Genomic DNA, 23481 nt, shown 5'->3' with positions numbered 1-23481 from the left:
TCCCAAGATCACCCCTCACGAGCTATGACCGTCAAGCATGCTGTTTCACAGGTGAGTTGAAATGCGCCAAGACATACACTTGAGTACTGCCCTTGTTCCCAACATCGCGTAGTGGTGGTGGGTAACGGTCTCGCGAGCGAGCGCATTCTTGGCGCCCACGCACGCGAAGCGGTCACTCTCGATGAAGGCCGCCAGCGCGTCGTGAATCTGCGCCGCGGGTGCATCCGCAGGCGGAGCTTGTGGGTCCATTCGGTGCCCTCCTCGAGGTTGGGCGCCCGGTGAGGGCGGTTCCCGGGTGGCGTTCGAAGGCTTGAGCGTAGAACGGGCTGCCTGAGCCTGCCAGCAGATCGGCAGTAATCTGTCATTCAAGCATCGGTTGTGACCAAACGTCAGATTCGCCATAGGCGCCGCTGTGCGAGCCAGCGCAGGACGACCTCGCCGCACCAGGTCTGGTGATGACGAAGTGCTGGGCTTCCCGTCGGCGCGGGCTGGGTGCCGGAGAAGAGGAAGTACCCACATAGGCCAGCCAGCGCGGCGTCGAGCTGCTCGGCGTCGACATCGCGGGCGGGTGGGTAGTCGATGAACAGGCCGGTCGCATCGTGGCCGTCGGCGTGCGCGGTGGCCAGAAGGAGCGTGCTGTCGAGCCAGCTCGCGCCGAGGCACGGCCAGTTCCAGTCGCAGATCCACACCTGGTTCACCTGGTCCAGCAGGAGGTTGTCGCGTCGCAGGTCGTGGTGGAGGACGGAGTTGCCGGCGGTCGCCTCGATCCAGGTGCTCTCCAGCTCTGCGAGCGGGGCGACAAGGCGGGGCGGGAACCAGGCCGGCAGCGCATCGGTCGCAACCAGTCCGGCGGCGGCCTGGCGCCAGCTCTCGAACGTCACCTCGTCCGAGAGGGGCCGCAGGCCCTGGTCGAGGAGCTTGTCGTCGGGTTCGGCCAGCAGCTCGGCCGTACGGGAGCAGGCCGCGAGGACGGCGGCAAGTTCGGCCGGCTGCCAGGGGTCGGCGGGCATGCGCGCACCGGTGACAGCGTCGATGCCGAGGACGACCCAGCCGTCCGGGGCCTCGTGCACCCAGCGTATGCGGGGAGCTGGCACACCGACGGGCAGGGCTGCATTGATCTCGGCTTCTCGCCGGTAGTTGTCGGCCAGGCCCGGGTAGGTGCTGCCATCGATGGCCTTCACGAACTGGGTGCTGTGCTGGCCCTGCACGACGGCTGCGAAGCCGGGTGTGAAGCCTCCGCCCGCGCTCGGGCCGGAGCTCGCGGCACCTCCCAACCGTTGCTCCACGATCGCCCTTACGGCCGCCGGCAGCTGCGGCCAGCTCGGGCGGGCTGCCGTGGAGGTGTACTGCGGTCTTGGCGTCACTGTGCTCGGCATGGGGTCATGCTGCCGTCGCAACGCTCCCATGCGCCACTGAGATAAGCGCGTGATGGCGCCCGTCGCGTGTGCTGGAGTTCCCCAATGATCCCCCGGGTCTCCCCGGCACGCCAGCCGCGCGCCGAGGTCCCTCAACTTCTTCGTCGAGACCCACCTCCGTGACGGCTACGAGTTCATCCTGCCGCCGCACTTGCTGACCTACCAGGCTGGCTACACCGCAGGCCAGTTCCCCAAGTTCGCCGACGACGTCTTCGCAATCGAGCAAGAGCCAGCCGGGCCCCAGCGCTTCCTGCTGCCCACCGCAGAGACGGCGCTGATCAGCCTTCACCGCGACGAGGCGCTACCCGAACCGGAGCTGCCCCGACGGTACTTCGCCTACTCACCCTGCTACCGACGGGAGATCGGCGGCTACCGCAGCACCGAGCGCGGCACCCTGCGCGGCCACCAGTTCGACAAGGTCGAGCTGGTCCACTTCACCCGCCCTGACACCTCGGATGCCGCGCACCAGGAACTGCTCGTCAAGGCCGAGGAACTGGTCGGCGCACTCGGTCTGCACTACCGGGTAACTCGGCTGGCGGCGGGCGACACCAGCGCGGCGATGGCCAAGACCTTCGACGTCGAGGTCTGGCTGCCGAGCATCGGTGCCTACGTCGAGGTCAGCTCGGTCAGCAGCGCACGCGACTACCAGGCCCGACGCGGCAACATCCGCTACCGCCCGGCCACCGGCGGCAAAGCCGCGTACGTGCACACGATCAACGCCTCGGGCCTGGCCACCAGCCGCCTGCTCCCCGCATTGCTCGAGCAACACCAGCAGCCGGACGGGACAGTCACCGTCCCTGAGGTCCTGCGCCCGTGGCTCAAGACCGATCGGCTGATCCCCATGACACCGCGTTGATCGTTACAGGTGCCGAAGACCTGCGGCGCACCGCCATTGACCGCTGGAGCCACCACACGATCGCCGTGACGTGTGCCATCACGGGCAGCACCTGGGCCTGTCCTCGGTCATCGTGAGTGCTTCCCGGCGGCGATCCGCTGCCGGAAAGCCTCGTACAGGACCGCGATCGCCGCACTCGCCGCATTCAGCGAGCGGGCTGCCCCGGTCATCGGGATGGTCACTGTGTAGTCGCACAGGTCCCGCTACAAGTTGCTCAGCCCGAGACTGCTGGCCGCGAGCATCTGGCCGTCCACGACCTCGCGCTTACGGTCACGATCAGACCGTAGGAGTGAGGTGGGCAGGAGAACCGAACGGTTCCGGTGGCGGCTCGGGCTCAGAAGGTCGTGCGGGCGTCGCTGCGGGGGTCGTCGGCGGGGATCCGTTGATCGTAGAGCCCAGCTCGGGCTATACGTCGCCACGGGCGGGCGTAGCGAATGGCGGTCTCGATGTCCCTGTCCTGCGAGTCGAGGTCGATGTCCGCGACCGCGAGGGCGGGATTGCCATCCGCAGGACAGCGAGCCAGCCACCGTCCACCGGGCCCCACGATCCCGGCGGGTACCGTGGTGCTGAACTGCGCCGGGACGGAGTAGCCGAGCCAGTAGCTGTAGATCGTCCCGTACGCCTGGGCGACGCGAGCCCGGGGCGCGTTGTCCACCATCACCGACAGCAGGACGCAGTCGACGTCCATGCGCTCGTACTCGGCGAACACTTCCGGGAAGTTGGCCTCGATGCACAGGGCGCTGCCGAACCGGATGCCGTCCACCTCGAAGACGAGCGGCTGCTGTCCCGGGGAGTATAGGAAGGAGACCTCAGTGTCCGAGAGGAAGCGTTTGTCATACCGTGCGACCAGGCAGCCGCGGTCGGAGATGACGTAGAGGCTGTTGTGCGGCCGATTCGGCGGCGTGAGCGGGTGGATCGACCCGAACACCGTCCACAGGCCGAGTTCCCCCGCCAGCGCGGCGATCGAGTCCGCTTCCTCGCGCAGTACATCCCACGCCGCGCGGCTCCAGTCGGCCGGAACCAGGCTGCCGGCTGGCCCGGCCGCCATCACGTGCTTGCTCGGGTAGACGAGCGCCCCCTCAGGGAACTGGACCAGCCGCGCGCCCACCCCGGCGGCCTTGACCATCAGGGCCCGGATCTCTTGCCCGGCCGCCCGCAGTGCTCGTCGCTCAGTGGGGTCTTCCGGCACCGTGCTCTGCGCGACCGCCAACCGCAATGTCCTCGCCACTCCGTGGACGGTACGGCACGTTCAGGTCCACGACCAGACGCACGGTGCTCACGGCATAGTTTCCGGGAGTGATCGCCGCTCGTTCGGCGGTGTGAAGTGCTGGCCGCCCGTTCGGCTGGCCCTGGTGACCCCGCTTCACTCAGCCGACCGACACGGCCGGCCAAGCGTCAGCCGTCGCGGTTGGCTATGCCGCAGATGCCGGAACGAGCCTCATATCGGCGTCGAACTCGCCGTCGGCGAGACCCAGCAGGAAAGCCTTCCACTCCTGGGCGTCGTATCGCAGGACGGTGTCCGGGTTGGCCGAGTGCCGAAGGGCCACGGCGCCCTCTGGGAGGAACGCTACTTCCAGGCGGTCGGCCGGATCGCTGCCGGGCGCCGCCAGCCACACCACGGTGCTGAGGTCGAGGGCGTAGAGGGCCGCCTTGGCAGTTCCTGCGGGGTGGTTCATACCGCGACCAGCCCGCCGACGAGGAGAGCAGCGGCGAAGTCCCGCATCGACTGGTTGCTGGTCCTGATCGGCTCGATCTGGAGGTTCTTCGAGTCGCGGATCGCGACTGCAGGGAGCGTCGGCACCGGGGCAAGCTCCACGCACTGGCCGTTGTTGGCCGTGTACGTGCTCTTGTGTCAGCTGGCTCCGGTGAGGGGGGCCGCGTACAGCTCCGTTGCATTGATCATTCTGATGCCAGTTTTCTCTCGGTCTGCTCGATCAGGTCGAGGCTCTCGTTGACGCTGAGGGCTGCGTCGGCGAGGTAGTTGGACAGGCGGAGTAGACGCCGCAGACCCAGTGCATCGTCAACGAAGACGCTACCAGTCACGGCCTCCGCGAACGCAGCTTCCGGTGCCTTCTGCCCTTCGTTCGTGAAGGTGCTGAACGCCCCGGTCAGTGTTCCTTCCTCGCCCTTGCTGAACGGGATCACACGAAGATCGACATTGGGCAGGGCCATCATCGCGCGGAGGTGGCGCAGCTGGGCGATCTGGACGGCGGGGCCGCCGACGTGGAATTCGAGGGCCGCCTGGGTGATCACGCCGGAGAACCGCAGGGGCTCGGCCTCGTGCTGGACGCGGCGCTGGCGGCGCATCCTGACTTCGACGAGGCTGTCGATCTGGGCAGGGCCGAGTGCGGCGAAGCCGACGGCGGTGACCGCGCGGGCGTAGTTCTCGGTCTGCAGGAGGGAGGGAACGTAGACGACCTGGTAGTCGAACACCTCGACCGACCCGATGCTCGCTACCGGGGCACACATCAACGCTGTTGGCGAGGCTGACGCGGGGCTCGGCTGGGAACTCCGATATCACCACCAGGGGGGTGTCATGGGCTGTACAGATGTGGCTACTGGCCGCCGACTACGACGGCCCCAGATCCGCCGACCTTGTTGAGCTGATGCGCTCGGCCCTGGACGACGTGACGCGGGCCGCCATCCTGCTTCTCAAGGAGGCGCTGTTGGAGCGGGGCGAGGCCTGCCGGTGGTCGACGTCTACCGTGCGGCGCTCGACTACGGGGTGGAAAGCGTCGAGGAGTACGACCGGTGGTGCCGGTCGTACTCCTCGACGGGGCTGCTCAACTGGTGTCCTGCCCCACTGCGGTAGCCGATGGGGCAACCGCGTCACATCTGGTTGGGCGCGTCGATCCCGAGCAGTTCCAGGCCGAGCGCCAAGGTGCGCGCGGTGAGGTCGCACAGCGCCAAGCGGCTTTGCCGGATGTCACCCTCGGCACGGAGCACGTGGCACTTCTCGTAGAACGACGTGAAGGTGCTGGCCAGCCCGTAGAGGTAGTGCGCGAGCCGGTGGAACTCCAGGTTCTCTGCGACCTCGGAGATCAGGGTGCCGAAGCCGAGCAGCTCCAGTGCCAGGGCACGCTCGGCCGGCTCCGCGATGACCAGTGTGTCGATGGTGCGGTCGGGCGCGATCCCGGCGCGCCGGAAGATCGAGCAGATCCGGGCCCGAGCGTATTGCAGGTAGGGGGCGGTGTTGCCCTCGAACGAGAGCATCCGGTCGTAGTCGAAGACATAGTCCTTGAGGCGGTCGGTCGACAGATCGGAGTACTTGACCGCGCCGATCCCCACAGCCCGCGCAACGGCGGCACGGGTCTCCTCGTCCAGCTCCGGGTTCTTCTCCGCGATGACGGCAGAGGCCCGGATGATCGCCTCCTCCAGGAGGTCGACGAGCTTGACGGAGATGCCGGCGCGGGTGCGCAGCATCTTGCCGTCACTGCCGAGGATCGAGCCATGGCCGATGTGCTCGGCACGGGCCGGCGGGGCGAGCCAGCCGGCCTCGCGGGCCGTCTCATAGACCATCTCGAGGTGCTGGTGCTGGGGCAGACCAACGACGTAGAGCAGCCGGGTGGCGTGCAGGTTCCTTAGGCGATGCCGGATGGTGGCAAGGTCTGTGGCGCCGTAGCCGAACCCGCCGTCGCCCTTCTGGACGATGATCGGCAGCGGGTCGCCGTTGCGGTTGAGGTAGTCGCCGGGGAAGACGCACTTGGCGCCTTCACTGTCACGGAGCAGCCCGAGCTCGTCCAACTCGTCCAGAACCGACTGGAGCTGGTCGTTGTAGTAGCTCTCCCCGAAGAAGTCATCCTCGTTCAGGCGCACGCCCAACGTGCTGTAGACGGTGAGGAAGTACTTCTTCGACTCGTCGACCAGGGTGCGCCACAGGCGCAGCGTAGTCTCGTCCCCACTCTGCAGCAGAACCACGCGCTTGCGGGCCCGGTCCTTGAAGGTCTCGTCGGCGTCGAACTTCGTGCGAGCGGCCCGGTAGAAGCCGTTGAGGTCACCTACGGACAGCTCGTGGGCGGCCTCGGACTCGCCGATGTCCAGGAGGTGTTCGACGAGCATGCCGAACGGCGTGCCCCACTCTCCGATGTGGTTCTGGCGGATCACCGTGTGACCCTGCCATTCGAGCAGGCGTACGGCGGCGTCGCCGATGATCGTCGACCGGAGGTGACCGACGTGCATCTCCTTGGCGGCGTTCGGGGCCGAGTAGTCGATAGTGATCGTCTCGGGGGCCTCGACCTGCGAAACGCCCAGGCGGTCGTCATCGAGCGTATCGGCCAGCAACTGGCCGAGGACGTCGTCGGAGATGGTCAGGTTGATGAAACCCGGCCCGGAGATCTCCACGGACGAGCACAGGTCGTCGAGCTTGGCCTTTGCGACCACCTGCGCGGCGATCTCGCGCGGGTTGCCGCCGATCTTGCGGACGAGGGGTAGGGCGGCGTCGGACTGGAAGTGTGCGTGCTGGGATCGTCGGACGAGGGGGTCCACGGAAGTTCCCGCCACTGCCTCGAACGCCGACTTGAGCCGCTGACCCAGCAGCTCTTCCAGGTTAGCCATTTCAAAAATCTAGCCGAGCCGAAGGAGAGGCGTCCAATCCCGGCCAGGGATCTGACTAGGAGTAGTTGAAACTAGCCGGACGGGCCGCAGCTATGGCCGATGATTGACCGTCAGCGGCGTGTAGCTTGTGAATCACCATAGGTCAGAGCTACCCAGGATGTCATGGCCGGTACCGCCTCCGCCACCCAGAGCATCGGTGGCGCTACTGGCTGGCGGCGAGAAACCCCTGCTTCTGGCTTCACGCAGCCTGTCACCGTTCTTCGTACGCAGGATGGCCAGTTGTCCGCTGGTCGCAGTATCGATGGAGAAGTCGGGATGTCCGAAGAGGATGAGCTAATTCACCATCACCTGGTCGACTCGGCGAAACCACCACCAAACGGGCGGGTGGTCGATCTCGGCTGTGGAAGGGGACCGACGCTGGCGGCCTTCGCCCGCCGGTTCCCGATAGTGCATCTGACCGGGGTCGACCGTTCTACCGCAAGTGTCGAAGCAGCCCGGGAGTTGCTTGCTGATCACGCTGGCGGTAGCGAAGTTCTGGTGGCGGACCTCCGGCAGCCGGTCCCCCTGCCAGATGGCTGTGCTGATGCGGTTGTCTCGTACAACGTGCTCGAGTGCCTTCCGGACGCGCCTGCGTTCCTCGGGGAGATCTGGCGGCTACTCAAACCTGGTGGCCGCGCGGTCGTGGCGCACGTGGACTTCGACTCGATCGTGATTGCAGGGGCGCACCGCGACCTGGACAGACGGATCTGCCATGCCTTCACCGATGATCAGCAGCAGTGGATGGATCACGCGGATGGACGAATCGGCCGGAAGCTACCCGGGCTGGTCCGGGCATCGCCGCTGATCTCGGAGCGGGTCACCACCTGGGTCACGTCCTCAACTGAGCTGGTCGGCCAAGCAGCACGGCGCATTGAGAACATAAGGCAAGCGCTGACCCTCACAGCCTCTCGGAGGAAGGGCCTTGTAGACGTCGATGAGGTCGAGGCATGGCACGCAGCGGTGCAGGAGGCGGCTGCTGGCGCGCGGTTCTTCTTCGCTGAGACGGCAGTAGTCGTAACTGCCAAGCGGCTGGCGTAGCGTGAGGCACGCCCAAAGGCGACAAGCATCCGCTGCCCGTACGGCTGATCGGGGTGCAACCGCTCCGACGAGCGAGCAGGCGGGTCTACGAGACTCCACGATCGGGCAGGCCAAGCGATATAGGTGAGAGGTGTCCGCCTGGGCGCGCATGATCACAGAAAGGGAACTCGCTGATTGCCTGCCCCCAATGATGGGTGCACTCGCACGAGGACCAGGCGCTAGTGGAGGCCTTGATCTACTGCGACATGAGCCGCGACCCCGGATGGCGAGAGGATGAGCTTGGAGGAACGGGTCGGGGAACCACCGGCCGGTGCGGAGCCAACAGATTAGTGGGGCGCTTCACCCAGCGTGCCGAGCTTGAGATCGACGCCGCCGTGGCCCATACGGAGGAGCGCGTGGACGCCACAGCGCGGGTTCAGCCCAGGTAGGGGTCTTGACCGCTGAGGTAGTCGCCGATCTGCTGGCGCATGCTCGGGTGGATGTCGTAGTCGTCCAGGCGGCCGTCAAGCCCCACACCGCGTCCGTGATCAGTGCACAGGGTGGACCCCGGTGAGTCTGTGCGCGGCCTCAGCGAGGTGGAGGGGCAGTTCCGTTCCGGGCAGTACCCCCGGTCAACGGCCTGGAGTATCTCCATGAGGGTGGCTAGTTGGCCGACACGTCCCGTCAGACCTGCCAGTGGCGCCGCTCCGTCAGCCAGCGCAGCATGACTTCTCCGCACCATGCCTGGTGCTGCCGCAGTGCTGGGCTGCCAGGCGGCGGGGGCTGCGCGCCCGAGCGCAAGAAGTGCCCAGTGAGCGCCGCGAGTACGGCATCCAACTGCTCGGGGTCGACGTCTTGGGCGGTTGGGTGCTCGGCGAACAGTTGAGACGCATCGTGGCCGTCGGCGTGGGCGGTGGCCAATAGCAGCGTGAGGTCGAACCAGCTCGGTCCGAGGCATGGCCAGTTCCAGTCGCAGATCCATGCTCGGCCGCCGGGGCCGAGGACCACGTTGTCCCGCCGCAGGTCGAGATGGAGCACGGAATTGCCGGCTGCGGCCGCGGCGCAGTTGCTCTCGAGGTCGGCGAGCGGGTCGATCAGCTCCCGGGGAAACCACTCCGGCAGCTCGTCCATCCTGGTCATACCGGCGGTGAGTAGGCGCCAGTTCTCGAACGTCGAGTCGTCGGCAACGGGTTTCAGGCCCAGCTCGAGGAGGGATCGCGTCGGGCGCGCCAGCGCTTGCGCGCTCGCCGCACAAGCGTCGAGGACCGCGACCAGCTCTGCCGGACGCCAGGGATCTGCGGGCATCCGCGCGCCTTCAACGGCGTCGAGCCCCAGGACCACCCAGCCTTCAGCCTCCTCGATCCAGCGAACGCGGGGCGCTGGCACAGCTGCTGGTAGCGCCTGGTTGATCAGAGCTTCCCGCCGGTAGCAGTCTGCGACGTACGGGGCGGTGGAGCTGTTGGCGGCTTTCACGAATTGCGGCCCATCGGGCCCGAGTACTTCGGCGGCGAAACCGGAGGTGAACCCGCTCCCCGCGCTCGGCCGCGGAACGACCGCGCCGCCAAGCCGACCCTCGACCAGCTCCTTGATACGGGCAGGCAGTTCGGCCCAACTGGGGCGGACCGCTGTGGCGCTGTAGTTCGGCTTCGGCGAGATGGTGGTCGGCATGGCACCATGCTGCCGGTCTAACAGGCCATCTCGCCAACGAGATTCCACTTCCGTGTAAGCGATTTGAGTTGCTGTCAGGCTGACGTGCCTCGGCTGGCGGCTGGCCGTTCGGCGCACTCGCTTTCACAGCCGGGCACCGGAGCCCGGCCAGCCGACAGGGCGGTGGCTGTCGGCTAGCACGTGCAGCTGTGGCCTTCGACAACGCTGGTCCAATCCAGGTCGTCGAGAGACATCTACGGCGCGGCGATCAGGAGCTGGCGGACGTGCTCGACCGCCTCGGCCACCGGCACGGACTGGGTCTCGCCGGTGGCCCGGGTGGTGACCTCGACCGTGCCGTCGGCCAGGCCGCGGGCGCCGACCGTGATCCGGTAGGGGATCCCGATCAGCTCGACGTCGCGGAACTTCACGCCGGGCCGCTCGTTGCGATCGTCCAGCAGTACGTCGACCCGCTCGCTCGACAACTGCCGGTACAGGGTCTCGGCGGCCTCGGTCACCTTCTCGTCGGTGGTGCTGAGGACGACAACGGCCACCTCGAACGGGGCGACCGCGACCGGCCAGATGATGCCCTTGTCGTCGTGGTGCGTCTCCACGATGGAGGCCAAAGCCCGCTCCACGCCAATCCCGTAGCTGCCCATGATCGGGACGACGCGCTCGCCGTCTGCACCGAGCACGGAGACGCCAAGTGTCTCGGTGTACTTGCGGCCGAGCTTGAAGATGTGGCCCACCTCGATCGTGACGACCACCTCCAGCGCCGTACCGCACTGCGGGCAGGGCTCGCCGGCGGCCACCTCGCGCAGGTCCGCCCACCGCTGCACCGCGATGTCCCGCTCGACCGACACACCGCGCAGGTGGACGCCGTCGGTGTTGGCGCCGGTGGTCATGTCGGTACGGCCGCGCAACGCCTCGTCCGCGAGGACGGGCAGCCCGGCGACGCCGACCGCGCCCAGGCTGCCGGGGGAGGCACCGAGCGCCGCCTGGATCTCCTCGGCAGTCGCGGGCCGCACCGCCGTGGCGGCGAGGGTGTCGATGAGCTTCTGCTCGACCAGGTTGTGGTCGCCACGGAGCAGGACGAGGGTCAGCTGGTCGTCAACCATGTACACCAGCGTCTTGATCTGCCGCTCGGCCGGCACGTCGTGCAGGCGGGACAGTTCCTCGATGGTGCGCGCGTTGGGAGTGTCGAACCGCCCCGGGGCATCCAGACCCGGGCCGTCCACCACGGCGGGCAGGGCGGAGGTCGCCTTCTCGGTGTTGGCGGCGTAGTCGCAGCCCGGGCAGCGGACCACCAGGTCCTCGCCGGCCTCCGAGGGGCTCATGAACTCCACCGACGCGCTGCCGCCCATGCTGCCGCTGGACGCCTGGACGGCGATGGCGGGCAGACCGAGGCGGGCGAAGATCCGCTCGTAGGCGGCCTTGTGAAGGTCGAAGGAGCGGTCCAGGCCGGCGGCCTCGATGTCGAAGCTGTACGAGTCCTTCATTGTGAACTCGCGAACCCGCAGCAGGCCGCTCTTCGGGCGGGCCTCGTCGCGGAACTTGGTCTGGAACTGGTACCACATCTGCGGCAGGTCCCGGTAGGAGCGCAGTTCCTGCGACAGGACGGTGAAGATCTCCTCGTGCGTCATGCCGAGCGCCAGGTCCGCGCCCTTGCGGTCCTTGAGCCGGAACATCTCCTCGCCCATCACCTCCCAGCGGCCACTGCGCTGCCAGATTTCCGCGGGGTGCAGGGCGGGCAGGATGAACTCCTGGGCGCCGATCGCGGTCATCTCCTCGCGGATGATGTCCGTGATCTTGGCGCGGACGCGCACGGCCAGCGGCAGCAGGGAGTAGTGGCCCGCCATGAGCTGCCGGACGAACCCTCCTCTCACCAGCAGGCGGTGACTCACCGCATCCGCGTCCGCCGGGTCCTCCCGGAGAGTGGGCACGTACAGCTGGGACCATCGCATGGGACCGGGGACCGTCCTCTCGGTGAAGCTGCGGAGTGTCGCGGCGGCGCTCACGCCGACACCACGACGGGGAACGGATTCTAGTGGCGGAGCCATGCCGGGATCGGTCTATTTTCCGATGCCACGGGCTGAGTTGGACTCGCGCGTCACGATGTGAACGGAGACCGATGGCCGCAGCACAGGACAACGCGCTGAGTAGCGACCGCTCCGTCGACGGCCGACGGACTGGGGCCGCGTCAGCGTCCAACGGCTTGGCCGGAGGAGCGCACGCCGGTGCTGTCCGCAGCTCGCCGATGACGCGTCCGTGGCAGCGGGCCGGAGGAGCTCATGTCCGTTGCCCAACGGCTACGACTGTCGTCTCGGAGACGAAGAACCGCCGGCCGTGGGCTGCCGCCTGTGCGGCTGCGTACCAGTCGGTTCGGCTGCGGTAACCGCCGTCGTGCCGCTTGCAGCTGATCTCAACAATGCGGTCCGCATGTCGGTCAGTCGACGTTCGGCGTGGCCCGTCAGCCCCGTTGTCGCGGCCGTGAGTGTCTCGGTCTGCTGCAGGCGCCGGCCGGAGGTTGCGACAAGCCCCGGCAGCGCGCGCGCCCGATGCGGCCGTTCGCACGGTGCCGAGCCGCGAGACCTCTCGGCAGCGCGACGCTGCGACTCACGCCTGAAGCCGGTCGAGTACGTTCTGCATCAGCTCGTACGTCTGCGGCACCGTGTCAACGTTTCCCAGCCGATGCCGCTCCAGGCGGATGGCACCGATGTGACGGGCCTCGTAGATTCGCGAGCGCAGCACCGCGGCAGGGGAACGGTCCTGGGGGCCGTAGCTTTCCCAGAACGCCTCCCGCTCGTCTGCCTTCGCCAGCGCCATGCGGATCGTCCAGTCCGCAGCAGGATCACCCCACCAGGTGCGGTCCAGGTCGAGGACTCCGGAGATCAACGGTTCGGGTGCGCTCTCGGCGAGCATCACATTGACGGTCCACAGGTCACCCGAGAGACAGCGTGGCTCGGTGATCTCGTCGAGAACTGCGCGGTGCTGGCGCGCTACTTCGGCTACCTTGCGCAGATCAGCGGAGTCCAGGCCGACAGCGTCGAGATCGCCAGTGATGTCCTCCAAAGAAGCCGCCACGGCCGCGCTCCATGTGGAGTATGCCGGGCCGGCGATAGGACCGAAGTGCGGACCGCGCACCCCGTGGATCTTCCGCGCGATCGAGCCCATCTGCCGGAAGAAGCTCGGCCAGCTCGTGCGGGAGTACCTACCGAGACCTTCGGGGGCGGGTACGCCGTCAAGATGAGTCTGGACCATGTAGTCCCGGCCGATCACCTCGTGCGACCAATCCGCGGCAATGACGCGCGGCATGAGAGGCGCAATTGCCGTCAACCATGGCACGCTGGCGTACTCGTTGCGCATCAACTGCAGCTCGGAGCGGAACTGCCGACCCGGCTCCGGAGCGACCCGGAGGATCACCGGCCGTTCGTGTCCAGTCACGGCTACGCGGTAGGTGTTGTTGTACATGCCCGAGCCCAACTCTCTGGCGGACAGTGCGTCAGCACCGAAGACCCGCAGGCAGACCGCCCGGATATCGTCGGCGGTCACCGGTTGCTGGAACGCCTCAGCAGCGCGCTCGATCGGTAGAAATTCCATGCGGTTCCCTTGAACTTCTGAATCAGCGGCCTGACGCAACGGTCGGGCCGGAGCAGCACGCTCCGGCCCGACCTCGGGCTTCAGCGACACGGCTGGCAGCCACCGTCCGCTGCCGCCGGGCCTAAGCGACGGCCAGCAGCAACCGAATCCGATCCGCCCCGAGCGCCAGCAGCAGGGTGGGAAGCCGCGGGCCGGTGTCCCGGCCGACCAGCAGCTCGTACAGCAGCACGAACAGCTCCCGCTGGGCCACCTTCAGCTCCGGCGACGCCGGAGCGTCCAGCGGCAGCCCCGACTGGATCTTCGGCACGCCGTACACCAGCGACGTCAGCCCATCGAGCGACCAGTGTGCGTCCAGGCCGTCCAGCAGGAGCTTCAACGCCTCCCGCTGGGCCGGAGGCAGTTGCTCCAGCCGCTCCCGATCCGGTTCCACACGCACCTGCGTGCGGTCCTCGGCCGGGACGTAGGTGGTCACCCACGCCTGCGCACGGTCCAGCCGGGGCTGAGCCTCGGCCAGGCTCGCGAGCGGCTCCTCGACGGTGAAGTCCTGCAGGATGCGCAGCGTCTGCTCAGGGTCGCCGGCCGCCACGTCCGCCACCGAGGCCAGCGTGCGAAACGGCAGCGGCTTGGGCGTGGCTGGCAGCGGCCCAGCCGCCGGACCGATCGAGCGGGCCCGGACGGCCACCTCAAGGTCCGTCGCCGTCCCAACGGCAGCCTTTCGTCCGAGCGCGTCCCACTCGTCGTACAGCCGCAGGATCTCCTGGTCCAGCGCGACCTGGAACGACTGCCTCGGCTGGCGCCGGTTATAGAGCCACCGCAGCACCGCGGGCTCCAGAACCTCCAAGATGTCGATCGGGGTGGGGACACCACCCTTCGACGAAGACATCTTCGCCATGCCGCTGATCCCCACGAAGCTGTACCCGAGGTACGACGGCGGGAGCCCGTCGAAGACCTCGCGCACCAGCTGCGACCCGACGGTGAACGACGAGCCCGGAGAGGAGTGGTCGACGCCGCCGGCCTCGAAGGTCACGCCCTCGAAAGCCCAGCGCATCGGCCAGTCCACCTTCCAGACCAGCTTCCCGCCATCCGTCTCGGACAACGCGAAACCGCCCTCGTGGCTGCAGTCGCACCGGTACCGCATCTGCGTACTGGCGTCGTCGAAGCTGATGACCACGGTGGAGTCCCGCTCGCAGACCTCGCAGTACGGCCGATATGGGTAGTAACCGCCCGCGCTGGCGGCGGCCAGGTCCTCCTCGTCCTGCTCCACCTCCACCTTCTTCGTCCGGTACCGGCCGAGGACACCGTCGATCTGCTGCCGATGACGCATCGCGTGCACGATCTGCTCACGGTAGGCCCCCGACGTATACATCTGCGTCTGGCTGATCTCGTCAACCTCGACACCCAGTTGAGCCAAGGCCGAACGGAGCGGCACCTTGAAATGCTCCGCCCAGTTCTCGTGCTCACCGCAGGGATCGGGCACCGCAGTCAGCGGTCGGCCGATGTGCTCGGAGAAGCTGGCCGGGACGCCGGCCGGCACCTTCCGGAGCCGGTCATAGTCGTCCCAGGACAGTAGGTGCCGGCACTCCAGACCTCGGCGGCGAATCTCGTCCGCGACGAAGTGCGGCACCATGATCTCGCGCAGGTTCCCAAGATGGATCGGGCCGGACGGGCTGACCCCGGATGCGCACACCAGCGGAGCCCCGCCACGGCGCTTTCCCTCGGCGATCACCTGGTCCGCAGCTGCGGCCACCCAATCGCTCTGCTTCACGCCCACGTCAAGGCCCTCCAGCTGATGGCTATTCAGATACTTTTAGGGTAGAGGTGGTTGGACCTGGCTGGGACCGCGCCGCGGCAGGCAGTGAAAGCCTCGGGCATGCATCGGCTGCAAGGCGACAGCAGGGGGACGAGTTCGCGCAACACCTCGACCAGCAGCTGCTCGCACTGGGACGATGCTGCGACAGCTCTCGGCCGCTCGATTTCAGAAGACCGACTCAAGAAGGTGCTCGATGTCCTCTCGGCCGGATGGCGAAACCCGGCGCCGCTTGGAGTACGCGCACGCCAAGGCCGCTGGCTTCCTCGGTCTCGTCTGTTCCGGGTCGTCCGTCTTCGGTACCTCCGGTTCGACCGTCGGCCGCCGGGCTGAGGGCCTCTGGCTCCGCGTCTCCTGTCACAGCCGCCGTCGCGCTCCCCGGCCGTCCAGTCAAGGACCGCTTGGAGCGCAGCAGCTCATCCCGGAGCCCGTTCCGCGTCCACGGCTGCACGACACCGTGGACTGGACCAAGGATGACTGGTTCTACCAGGCAGACGTCTTCGACTTCACTGGCCCCGCGGTGTCCTCGACACCCGGCCTCCACGCAGACCCGGGCCTGGAGGACAACTGGTGGAGCGACCTGAAGAATGCACTGGCCGGCATCGCCACGGCCCCCGGCACAAAGATCACCCTGCGCCCGACTTGGATCGAGCAGGTGTTCCCGACGTACCTCGGCATCCCGGCCCCTGCGAACATCGAACGGGTCACCGGCCACGGAGATCTGCAGTGGGCGAACCTGACCGCTGAGCCGCTCATGATCTTGGACTGGGAACGCTGGGGACTCGTCCCGGTCGGCTACGACCCCGCAGTCCTGTGGGTCAGCAGCCTCCTCGTACCGGCGGTCGCGGACCGCATCCGTGCGGAGTTCTCCGACATCCTCGACACCCCGGCCGGACGCATTGGTCAACTGGTCGCCCTTGCGGAGATGCTCCAGGCCGTGGACCGCGGGTACTACCCGGAACTGGCGCCCCATCTCGTCGACCAGGCACGTGAGCTGACCGGGGTCGCCCCGCCGCAGGGCCCCGCCCCCGGACTCGTCCGATAGGAGACCATGGACCTTCGGCAGGAACCCGTCGATCACGTGCTGGACGAGGTGGAGCAGCGCCTCGGCACGGGGCTGGACCGGACCAGCGTGGTGTGCAAGCGCCGGACGGTAGGAGCCCGTACCGACCGCGGCAGCTGGGTCCGGGTTGAACGACGCCCGTGGGCGCGGGCTCGGGAACAGGGCTGGGGCGGAGTCGAAGCCGCAGTGGTGCTGACCGGCGTGGCTATGCCACGCTGGTCCGGGTCGGCAGCATGGCAAGACCCCGGCGACCAGGCGATCTGGCAGGCGGACGAGACCTCGCTGCTGCCGGGCAGCCCCGTCGGTACGGCGGTGCTGGCCGTCGGCCTGGAGCTGCCGGGTACATGGTGGCGCTCGCTGAACGCCTCGCTGACAGCTCTCGCCGATCAGCGCACGGTCCGTGTGGCGACCCCGGACACCGAGCAGATCACGCAAAAGCTGGTCGGCGAAACGATCGGGGCCGCCTTCCCGGAGGCGCAGGACACCCGGGTGGAACGGTGGTGTCCTGCGCACGCAGACTTGAACTGGGCGAATGTCACCGGCCCTGGCGAGTTCTGCATGTTCGATTGGGAGGACTGGGGGATGGCGCCGCGCGGACTGGATTCGGCGTCGCTGTACGCAGCCTCCCTCGCGGTACCGGCGCTCGCTGACCGGGTGCGGAGGGAGCGCCAGGCGGACCTTGAGAGCCGGGACGGGATGGTGATGCGGTTGTTCGTGCTGGCGAAGATCGTGGGACCGCACGCCAATCCGAAGGATCCGCGGGCGGAGCCGGCACGGCGGGAGGCAGCACAGCTGATCCATGCTCTTCAACCGGGCTGAGGGTCAGCCTGGTTGCGAGGGAACGACGCTAGCGGGGAGAGCGGAGCGCCCTGCTGGCGACGATCGTCTCGACCGCCGCCACTCTGTCCGGATACTGGGTGCACAGCTCCCGTCGGCGGACCTGCGCGGCGCATACGTGGCCCATCTGCTGAATCACGTCGTCGCCCCGGGCGGCCGACTGATCATCGGTGTCTACAACGAGGAACGTGACCAGAGCACAATGCAGGACCTGCTGCGATCCTGCGGCTACACCCCAGCTGGCACCACCAGAGCAAACCACCGGCACCCCGCGACCCACTACAAGGTGCTGTGGCTGACCAAGAGTCTGGCCGAAGACCGTACAGACCCGGAACCCGAGTACCGTCTCGTCGATCTACGCCGAGCAGTCGGAAGAGGCACAGGGCCCGCACACCACCAGGGCGTGTGGGCCCTCGGGCATCACGCCAGTTCCGCCAGCGCCTTGTCCAGACGTAGCAGGGTCCGTTCACGGCCAAGAACCTCCAACGACTCGAACAGCGGCAGCCCCACCGTCCGGCCGGTCACCGTCACCCGGATCGGCGCCTGGGCCTTGCCCAGCTTCAAGCCGAACACGGAAGCCGTCTCCTCCAGAACCGCCTTGAGCGATGCCGCCTCCCATACGGCCTCGGCCAGCCGCCGCCGCGCTTCCCGAAGCAGGTCTGCCGACCCCTCCTTCATCGCCTTCGCCCACGACGCCTCGTCGCGCGCCGGCTCGTCCAGGAACAGGAAGTCGACGTACGCGGTGATCTCCGACAGCACCGAGATCCGCGTCTGCGCCAGGCCGGCCAAGGCGGCGAACTGCGCCGGATCGAACGCCTCCGCCGGCCACGGGGCCCGAGGCGAGGAAATCCACGGCGCGCACGCCGCCACGAACTCGTCTACCGGAAGTGCCCGAATGTACTCGCCGTTGAACGAGGCCAGCTTCTTGATGTCGAAGAACGCCGAGGAGCCGTTCACGTCTTCCACGCGGAACAGCTGTTCCAGCTCAGCGTACGGACGGATCTCGACGTCGTCCTTCGGGCCCCAGCCCAGCAGCATCAGGTAGTTGACCATCGCCTCCGGCAGGTAGCCCTCCGTCAGGTAGTCCTCCAGAGCCACCTTGTCGCGCCGCTTGGAGAGCTTCTGCCGCTTCTCGTTCACGATGACCGGCAGGTGCGCCCACACCGGGGGCTCGGCGCCCAGAGCGCGCCACAGCAGCTGCTGCTTGGGGGTGTTGGAGAGGTGTTCCTCGCCGCGGATCACCTGGGTGATCCCCTCGTCAAGGTCGTCGACCACGTTGGCCAGCAGGAAGACCGGGCTGCCATCGCCCCGCGCGACCACGAAGTCCTCGATGGCCGCGTTGGGGAACTCGGGGTTACCGCGGATCAGGTCGACCACCACAGTGACCCCCTCGTCCGGGGTGCGGAAGCGCAGGGCTCGGCCGGCCTCGAAGCCCAGGGCGCGTTCGCGGCAGAACCCGTCGTAGCCGAGCTGCTGGGAACCGGTGCGCTCGGTCACCTGCTCGCGCGTGCAGTCGCAGTAGTACGCGAGGCCGGCCTCGTACAGTCCGGCGGCGGCCTCGCGATGCCGGGTCTCGTTCTCCGACTGGAAGTAGGGGCCTTCGAACGCCGGGTCCGCCTTCGAGATGCCGATGGACGCGAGCGCGCTGATGATCCCCTCGGTCCACTCCTCGCGATTACGAGCCGCATCGGTGTCCTCGATCCGCAGGACGAACTTGCCGCCGCGCTGTCGTGCGGTCGCCCAGTTGTAGAGAGCCGAACGGGCGCCACCGACGTGGAACATGCCCGTAGGGCTCGGAGCGAAGCGAACGCGGACAGGCGAAGGGACAACAGTCATGCGCACACGGTAGCGGCGCCGGTCGGCACGAGTTGCCGTTCACCGTGATCGGTGTTGCCCTGATGGTGGGCGAGGGGCGTGTCGCGAGGCCACCCGATCGAAGGACAAGGCGAGGTGGATGTACGGAGAGCGACAGAGGACGACGCGCTGTCGATAGCGCGGCTTCGCTCGGAAATGATCAAGGCGCCCCCGATTGGCCGATGGTTCGAGGACCTCACCGCCTACCTGACGGACGGACTCGCTTGCGCTGAGGACATGGCGGGGTTCGTCGTCTACGTGCCAGCTGGCCACCTCGTCTCCGCCGCACTCGGGACCATCTATCAGGCGCCACCCGGGCCGACCTACACTGGCCGAACTGGGTACGTTCACCTTGTCCTGACGAAACCGGGCTACCGCCGCCAAGGGTACGGTAGAGCCGTCACGGCCTGCCTGCTCGCTTGGTTCTGGGGTCAGGGCTGTGGACTGGTCAACCTCACCGCCAGCGCAGACGGGGAGCGGTTGTATCGTTCGCTCGGCTTCGAGGAGAACGCCCGCTCAATGCGGCTCTTCGGGACGTGAACAGCTTCGGCACCCGTCCCTACGGGAACCGGTGGCAGGGAGGCTGCTGAGCTGGCAAGACTGCGATCCACGCCCACCATCGTGAGGTCGCTCAGGGTGATCGGCCGAATCTGGACGGCGATTCTGCGTTGCTCACGGAGCCCGGGCGTTCTACCCTCTGGCCAACGCGCTGACGGAGACAAGTAGCCGCAGGGCACGCGAGCCGAGAGAGCTGCCGGCAGCTGGGAAGGCAGCCTCGCGTCCTGAGGTGAATCCCCTCCCGAGTGCGGGGAGGAACGGCCAGCTGCGGCCCAATGCCCCGCCGGTTCGCTCCCGTAATCGAGCTGTCGAGGCCGTCACCTCCGGGTGACGGCGAAGGCGTGGTGGCACCGCGAGTTCCCTTCTCGCCCACGCCCCCAAGGGATCACGTCGGATTCCGACTGATCGATGGGAACCGAAATGCTGGACATCACCGTGATCCGCGAGCACCCCCAGCGCGTCGAGCGCGCGCTGGCGAAGCGAGCCGTTCACATCGACCTCACTGCCTTCCTCGCCCTGGACGAGAAGTACCGGCATGGTACGACCGAGGTCGAGACGCTACGCGCCGAGCGCAAGCAGATTTCGCGCGAGATCGCGCGGCTCGACCCGGCGAACTCAGCCGCTGTCGCCAAGCGCACGCAGGCAACCGAACTCGGCACGCGCCTTGCCGCACTCGAAGAGCAACTCACCGCCCTGGCCAGCGAGCGCCAGGCGTTCCTCGACCAGCTGCCCAACCTGCCCGACGAGGACGTCCCGACCGGCGGCAAGGAACAGAACCAGGTCGTCCGCGAGCATGGCACCCGGCCGGCCTTCGACTTCGAGCCGCTCAACCACGTCGATCTGGCCCGCCGACTCGGGCTGATCGACTACGAGCGGGGCGTCAAGCTCGGCGGCACCGGCAACTGGGTCTACCGCGGCAACGGCGCCCTCCTCGAATGGGCGCTGCTCAACTTCTTCATCGAGACCCACGTTCAGGACGGCTACGAGCTCATCCTGCCGCCCCATCTGCTGACCTATCAGGCTGGCTACGCTGCAGGTCAGTTCCCCAAGTTCGCCGAGGACGTCTTCGCGCTCGAACAAGGTCCAGCCGGGCCCCAGCGGTTCCTGCTGCCGACCTCGGAGACCGCTCTGGTCAACCTCCACCGCGACGAGGTTCTGACGGAGGCCGAACTCCCGCGCAAGTACGTCGCCTACTCGCCTTGCTACCGGCGCGAGGCCGGCAGCTACCGCGCCGCCGACCGTGGGACCCTTCGCGGCCACCAGTTCAATAAGGTCGAGATGTTCCAGTTCGCGCACCCCGACGCCTCCGACGTCGCTCACGAGGAACTCCTGACCAAAGCAGCCAACTTGGTCGAGGCACTCGGCCTGTACCACCGAATCACCCGGCTTGCCGCCGAGGACACCAGCGCCTCGATGGCCAAGACCTTCGATGTCGAGGTCTGGCTGCCCAGCATCGACGCCTACGTCGAGGTGAGCTCGGTATCGAACGCCCGGGACTACCAGGCCCGGCGCGGCAACATCCGCTACCGCCCCGCAACAGGGAAGCCCGGCTACGTACACACCCTGAACGGCTCCGGGCTGGCCACCAGCCGCCTGGTGCCGGCCCTGCTGGAACAGCACCAGCAGCCTGACGGCACCGTCGCAGTGCCGACGGTGCTGCAGCGCTGGCTCGGCTGCAAGTCCTTGACCCCGGCAGCACCCAGGTAGTCGTACCGGCGGCAGGCCTGGAACGGCGCATCCGGGTCGATAGCGCAGGAGAGGCCACTGCCCGGGCCACCGATACAGCGGTGGACCCGGGCAGTGCGTGCCCTCTTGCAGCAACGCATGGACCAGGCGCCAGGCGGGGAGGGTGGCCGCGTGACGGAGACCTTGCCACAGTGGGCGCGGCGGATCGTCGAGCAGGAACTGGCGGAGACCCTGCCGAGGCGGTGGTCGCACTCCCAAGGGGTGACACGCCAAGCCGAGCACCTGGCCGCGGTCGCCGGAGCGGATGATGGCCTGCTGGTAGCCGCCGCGGTGCTCCACGATGTCGGCTACGCTGCCCATCTGGCCCCGATGGTCTTTCATCCCCTCGACGGCGCAAGGCTCCTGCGGGACGAGCACGGCGTGGGCACGCGGTTCGTGCGGCCGGGGACCAACCACTCGCTCGCCGTGCCGGAAGTTGAGGACGGGCTGCGAAGGCCCTGGAGCAGGAGTTTCCGATGCGCTGGCGCTCACGTGGTCTTGACTGATCTGACCGACACGGACTCGGTGATCGATCACCTCCAACTGATGGCAGCAGGGCGCCGCTGAGGCCGGTCGCCCGCCTCGCCGAGGGGCGGGCCCCGGGCCCCAGACCAGAAGGACTTCAACATGCTGATCCGAGAAGCGGTCGCCGGCGACGGTCCAGCGCTGGCCCGAGTGCACCTTGATGCTTGGATTGTCGGGTACGCCGGCCTCATGCCACAGGGCCTGCTCGACGCGACGACACTGGAGCGTCGCACGGCAACGTGGCAACTGACCTTGAGTAGGGATCGTGACCCGAGAGAGAACATCTTGGTCGCTGAGGTGAGCGGAACTCCGCTGGGCTTCGCGCACGTCGGTCCTGGGCGCGACGCGGACGCGGACGGCGCGGGAGAGCTCTGGGCGCTGAACGTGGCACCCCCACAATGGGGGAACGGCCTGGCATCCAATCTCGTCCGAGCAGCTCACGACGTCCTGCACCGCGGCGGGTTCGACAAGGCGACTCTGTGGGTGCTCACCGGCAATGCCCGCGCCCGTAGGTTCTACGAACGGCACGGCTGGTGTACCGACGGCGTCGCCCGCGAAGAAACCATCAGAGGCTTCACCGTTCCCGAGCTGCGGTACACACTCGACCTACGTCCCAAGTGACTTGTCACATTGCAGGTAGTGGATGCCGAGCGCCGCCGGCACCGAGGCGCGCGTCCCCGGTGCCTGGATGCAGCGTGCTCGTCTCAGCTGGCCGATGGTGGAGTACATCCGGGGCTGGCGTACCGGCTGCGGACGGTATGCCCTCGCTGGTACGCCACCCGAGCGCGGCGATCCCCGCGAGATCGACGTTCGGATCCCGGCCACAGCCACGCAGGCGCTGAGAGTGCTGCGCGAAACCGGCCGATCTGGTCGTGCTCGCCGCCCCCGAGGGCTCTTTGGGGGCAGGGTCGCCTGGACGGGAGAGGATGACAGATGTGGCCGACGCCGAATGGTGGATCGAGCTCGACCGGCTTCGCTACGACCTCGGCGTTGGCGTACGCTGCCACGGCCTGGTGTTCGATGTTGTCTCCTCCGACTACGCGGAGCGAGTCCTGGCGCCGATTTCGTAGCGCCCGCCGCTGTTGGTCGACCGGTATTGCCGGACCGTCACCGGTTGGGAGGCCCTGCTGAACCGCTGACGAGGCTTATCAACCAGCCACCAGGGTCAGTTCGCTCGGACGAGCAAGGAGTAACCAAGATGAGTTCATCCACTCTGGTCCTGTGGGATGTCGACCGTACCCTGCTGTGCGTCGAGCAGACGGAGCGGTCGGTCTACCAGGACGCGTTCGGCGAGGTTGTCGGTCGGCCGGCGGCAAGGATGCCGGAGCCTGGCACGGGCCGGACGACGCCCGTCGCCGTCCTGGAGATGATGCTCGCCAACGACATTCCCCAGGGGGAGGCCGAGCAACTGGCCCAGCAGATGATGGACCTGATGCCGGTCATGCTCGCAGCGCGCGCTGAAGAACTGCGTGAACACGGTCAGGTGATGCCCGGCGCCAGGGCCGCGCTTAAGGCTATGCACGCCACGAACGACACGTTCTCGACCCTGGTCACCGGCAATCTCCAATCGAGTGCCCGGATCAAGCTCCAAGCGGTGAGCCTGGCCGACTTGGTGGACCTGGGAATCGGCGGCTATGCCTCCGACGATCCCCACCGGCCGGCCCTTGTGGCGGTTGCGCAGCAGCGGGCAGCAGCCAAGCACGGTGGCGCTTTCCATCGCGGTAACACTGTGATCACCGGAGACTCGCTGGAGGACGTGCGGACCGGGATCGAAGGGGGCGCCTTCGTCATCGCGGTGGCCTCGGGCGCTTCGTCGGGTGCTGCGCTTCTCGAAGCTGGGGCGGACCGCGTCCTGCCCGATCTCAAGGACGCTGCTCGCCTCGTCCAGCTCGTGGCGGAGCTGGTCGGTTGACGCGACATAGGCGAGACCGTGCCGTCGTTCGGTGTT

The 23481-nt window shown here is 67.7% G+C and carries 20 protein-coding genes and 2 pseudogenes; 10 read left to right on the top strand and 12 right to left on the bottom strand.

Annotated elements, in window-relative coordinates; translation table 11 throughout:
• Positions 1-389 precede the first annotated feature (389 nt).
• A complete protein-coding gene (locus tag KV557_RS00745) occupies positions 390-1376 on the bottom strand; it encodes a phosphotransferase family protein (RefSeq protein WP_218197569.1) in 987 nt (328 codons plus the stop codon).
• A 190-nt stretch (positions 1377-1566) separates the two neighbouring features.
• Here KV557_RS00745 and KV557_RS00740 point away from each other — a divergent pair, with 190 nt between their 5' ends.
• Entirely contained in the window at positions 1567-2271 is a 705-nt protein-coding gene (locus KV557_RS00740) for an aminoacyl--tRNA ligase-related protein (protein ID WP_256176752.1), read from the top strand.
• A 373-nt stretch (positions 2272-2644) separates the two neighbouring features.
• On the opposite strand, the gene KV557_RS00735 is transcribed toward KV557_RS00740, so the two are convergent.
• The 5 genes and pseudogenes from KV557_RS00735 to argS form a co-directional block, all read right to left on the bottom strand.
• Positions 2645-3538 carry a carbon-nitrogen hydrolase family protein gene (locus tag KV557_RS00735; protein ID WP_218197568.1) on the bottom strand — a complete coding sequence of 298 codons (894 nt, stop codon included), beginning with the start codon at positions 3536-3538 and terminating at the stop codon, positions 2645-2647.
• A 184-nt stretch (positions 3539-3722) separates the two neighbouring features.
• Positions 3723-3986 carry a DUF397 domain-containing protein gene (locus tag KV557_RS00730; RefSeq protein ID WP_218197567.1) on the bottom strand — a complete coding sequence of 88 codons (264 nt, stop codon included), beginning with the start codon at positions 3984-3986 and terminating at the stop codon, positions 3723-3725.
• Positions 3983-4150 (bottom strand): annotated as a pseudogene (locus KV557_RS00725) (DUF397 domain-containing protein); the annotation flags it as partial. The gene KV557_RS00730 and the pseudogene KV557_RS00725, both read right to left, overlap by 4 nt.
• A gap of 59 nt (positions 4151-4209) precedes the next feature.
• Positions 4210-4743, bottom strand: coding sequence for a DUF5753 domain-containing protein (locus KV557_RS00720; RefSeq protein ID WP_218197566.1), 534 nt, complete (start codon positions 4741-4743; stop codon positions 4210-4212).
• A gap of 396 nt (positions 4744-5139) precedes the next feature.
• Complete coding sequence (gene argS / locus KV557_RS00715) at positions 5140-6864, bottom strand: arginine--tRNA ligase (protein WP_218197565.1); 1725 nt, start codon at positions 6862-6864, stop codon at positions 5140-5142.
• 162 nt (positions 6865-7026) lie between these two features.
• Between argS and KV557_RS00710 the strand changes: the two genes are divergently transcribed.
• Positions 7027-7941, top strand: a complete 915-nt coding sequence (locus KV557_RS00710; RefSeq protein ID WP_218197564.1) for a methyltransferase domain-containing protein — start codon at positions 7027-7029, stop codon at positions 7939-7941.
• Positions 7942-8356: 415 nt separating this feature from the next.
• Here the strand turns inward: KV557_RS00710 and KV557_RS44330 are convergent.
• The 5 genes and pseudogenes from KV557_RS44330 to lysS all read right to left on the bottom strand — a co-directional run.
• Positions 8357-8437 (bottom strand): annotated as a pseudogene (locus KV557_RS44330) (NUDIX hydrolase); the annotation flags it as partial.
• A 167-nt stretch (positions 8438-8604) separates the two neighbouring features.
• Complete coding sequence (locus KV557_RS00700) at positions 8605-9588, bottom strand: phosphotransferase family protein (protein ID WP_218197563.1); 984 nt, start codon at positions 9586-9588, stop codon at positions 8605-8607.
• A gap of 233 nt (positions 9589-9821) precedes the next feature.
• Entirely contained in the window at positions 9822-11528 is a 1707-nt protein-coding gene (locus KV557_RS00695; RefSeq protein ID WP_218197562.1) for a proline--tRNA ligase, read from the bottom strand.
• A 652-nt stretch (positions 11529-12180) separates the two neighbouring features.
• Positions 12181-13254, bottom strand: a complete 1074-nt coding sequence (locus KV557_RS00690; RefSeq protein ID WP_308129702.1) for a phosphotransferase family protein — start codon at positions 13252-13254, stop codon at positions 12181-12183.
• Between the two features lie 31 nt (positions 13255-13285).
• A complete protein-coding gene (gene lysS, locus KV557_RS00685; protein WP_308129701.1) occupies positions 13286-14929 on the bottom strand; it encodes a lysine--tRNA ligase in 1644 nt (547 codons plus the stop codon).
• A 499-nt stretch (positions 14930-15428) separates the two neighbouring features.
• Here lysS and KV557_RS00680 point away from each other — a divergent pair, with 499 nt between their 5' ends.
• Entirely contained in the window at positions 15429-16016 is a 588-nt protein-coding gene (locus tag KV557_RS00680) for a hypothetical protein (RefSeq protein ID WP_256176751.1), read from the top strand.
• A 6-nt stretch (positions 16017-16022) separates the two neighbouring features.
• Positions 16023-16853 carry a hypothetical protein gene (locus tag KV557_RS00675; protein WP_218197559.1) on the top strand — a complete coding sequence of 277 codons (831 nt, stop codon included), beginning with the start codon at positions 16023-16025 and terminating at the stop codon, positions 16851-16853.
• Positions 16854-17291: 438 nt separating this feature from the next.
• Here KV557_RS00675 and gltX read toward each other — a convergent pair whose 3' ends face one another.
• Entirely contained in the window at positions 17292-18653 is a 1362-nt protein-coding gene (gltX, locus tag KV557_RS00670; RefSeq protein ID WP_256176750.1) for a glutamate--tRNA ligase, read from the bottom strand.
• A 228-nt stretch (positions 18654-18881) separates the two neighbouring features.
• Here gltX and KV557_RS44760 point away from each other — a divergent pair, with 228 nt between their 5' ends.
• The 6 genes from KV557_RS44760 to KV557_RS00645 all read left to right on the top strand — a co-directional run bounded on the left by KV557_RS44760 (position 18882) and on the right by KV557_RS00645 (position 23445).
• On the top strand, positions 18882-19265 hold the full coding sequence (locus KV557_RS44760; protein ID WP_374106580.1) for a GNAT family N-acetyltransferase: 384 nt from the start codon (positions 18882-18884) through the stop codon (positions 19263-19265).
• Between the two features lie 426 nt (positions 19266-19691).
• Positions 19692-20990: a serine--tRNA ligase gene (serS, locus tag KV557_RS00660; RefSeq protein ID WP_256176749.1), complete on the top strand. Its 1299-nt coding sequence runs from the start codon at positions 19692-19694 to the stop codon at positions 20988-20990.
• A 150-nt stretch (positions 20991-21140) separates the two neighbouring features.
• Positions 21141-21575, top strand: coding sequence for an HD domain-containing protein (locus KV557_RS00655; protein ID WP_218197556.1), 435 nt, complete (start codon positions 21141-21143; stop codon positions 21573-21575).
• Positions 21576-21635: 60 nt separating this feature from the next.
• The gene (locus tag KV557_RS00650; protein WP_218197555.1) at positions 21636-22154 is read left to right on the top strand and encodes a GNAT family N-acetyltransferase; all 519 of its coding nucleotides are present in this window, start codon (positions 21636-21638) and stop codon (positions 22152-22154) included.
• 314 nt (positions 22155-22468) lie between these two features.
• The gene (locus KV557_RS42065; RefSeq protein WP_256176748.1) at positions 22469-22603 is read left to right on the top strand and encodes a hypothetical protein; all 135 of its coding nucleotides are present in this window, start codon (positions 22469-22471) and stop codon (positions 22601-22603) included.
• 128 nt (positions 22604-22731) lie between these two features.
• Entirely contained in the window at positions 22732-23445 is a 714-nt protein-coding gene (locus KV557_RS00645; RefSeq protein ID WP_218197554.1) for an HAD family hydrolase, read from the top strand.
• Positions 23446-23481: the final 36 nt, after the last annotated feature.

Origin of the sequence: Kitasatospora aureofaciens (genome assembly GCF_019192735.1) — a bacterium.
GTDB lineage: Bacteria > Actinomycetota > Actinomycetes > Streptomycetales > Streptomycetaceae > Kitasatospora > Kitasatospora aureofaciens_A.
The sequence above is the reverse complement of the archived record's forward strand: the minus strand, read 5'-3'. Positions and strand labels throughout refer to the sequence as shown.

Excerpts from the sequence above, each read along its gene's own strand:
- KV557_RS00745 (WP_218197569.1), bottom strand. The coding sequence starts at position 1,376 with ATGCCGAGCACAGTGACGCCAAGACCGCAGTACACCTCCACGGCAGCC.
- KV557_RS00730 (WP_218197567.1), bottom strand. The coding sequence starts at position 3,986 with ATGAACCACCCCGCAGGAACTGCCAAGGCGGCCCTCTACGCCCTCGAC.
- argS (WP_218197565.1), bottom strand. The coding sequence starts at position 6,864 with ATGGCTAACCTGGAAGAGCTGCTGGGTCAGCGGCTCAAGTCGGCGTTC.
- KV557_RS00710 (WP_218197564.1), top strand. The coding sequence starts at position 7,027 with ATGGCCGGTACCGCCTCCGCCACCCAGAGCATCGGTGGCGCTACTGGC.
- KV557_RS00700 (WP_218197563.1), bottom strand. The coding sequence starts at position 9,588 with ATGCCGACCACCATCTCGCCGAAGCCGAACTACAGCGCCACAGCGGTC.
- KV557_RS00695 (WP_218197562.1), bottom strand. The coding sequence starts at position 11,528 with ATGCGATGGTCCCAGCTGTACGTGCCCACTCTCCGGGAGGACCCGGCG.
- KV557_RS00675 (WP_218197559.1), top strand. The coding sequence starts at position 16,023 with ATGGACCTTCGGCAGGAACCCGTCGATCACGTGCTGGACGAGGTGGAG.
- gltX (WP_256176750.1), bottom strand. The coding sequence starts at position 18,653 with ATGTTCCACGTCGGTGGCGCCCGTTCGGCTCTCTACAACTGGGCGACC.
- KV557_RS44760 (WP_374106580.1), top strand. The coding sequence starts at position 18,882 with ATGATCAAGGCGCCCCCGATTGGCCGATGGTTCGAGGACCTCACCGCC.
- serS (WP_256176749.1), top strand. The coding sequence starts at position 19,692 with ATGGGAACCGAAATGCTGGACATCACCGTGATCCGCGAGCACCCCCAG.
- KV557_RS00650 (WP_218197555.1), top strand. The coding sequence starts at position 21,636 with ATGCTGATCCGAGAAGCGGTCGCCGGCGACGGTCCAGCGCTGGCCCGA.
- KV557_RS00645 (WP_218197554.1), top strand. The coding sequence starts at position 22,732 with ATGAGTTCATCCACTCTGGTCCTGTGGGATGTCGACCGTACCCTGCTG.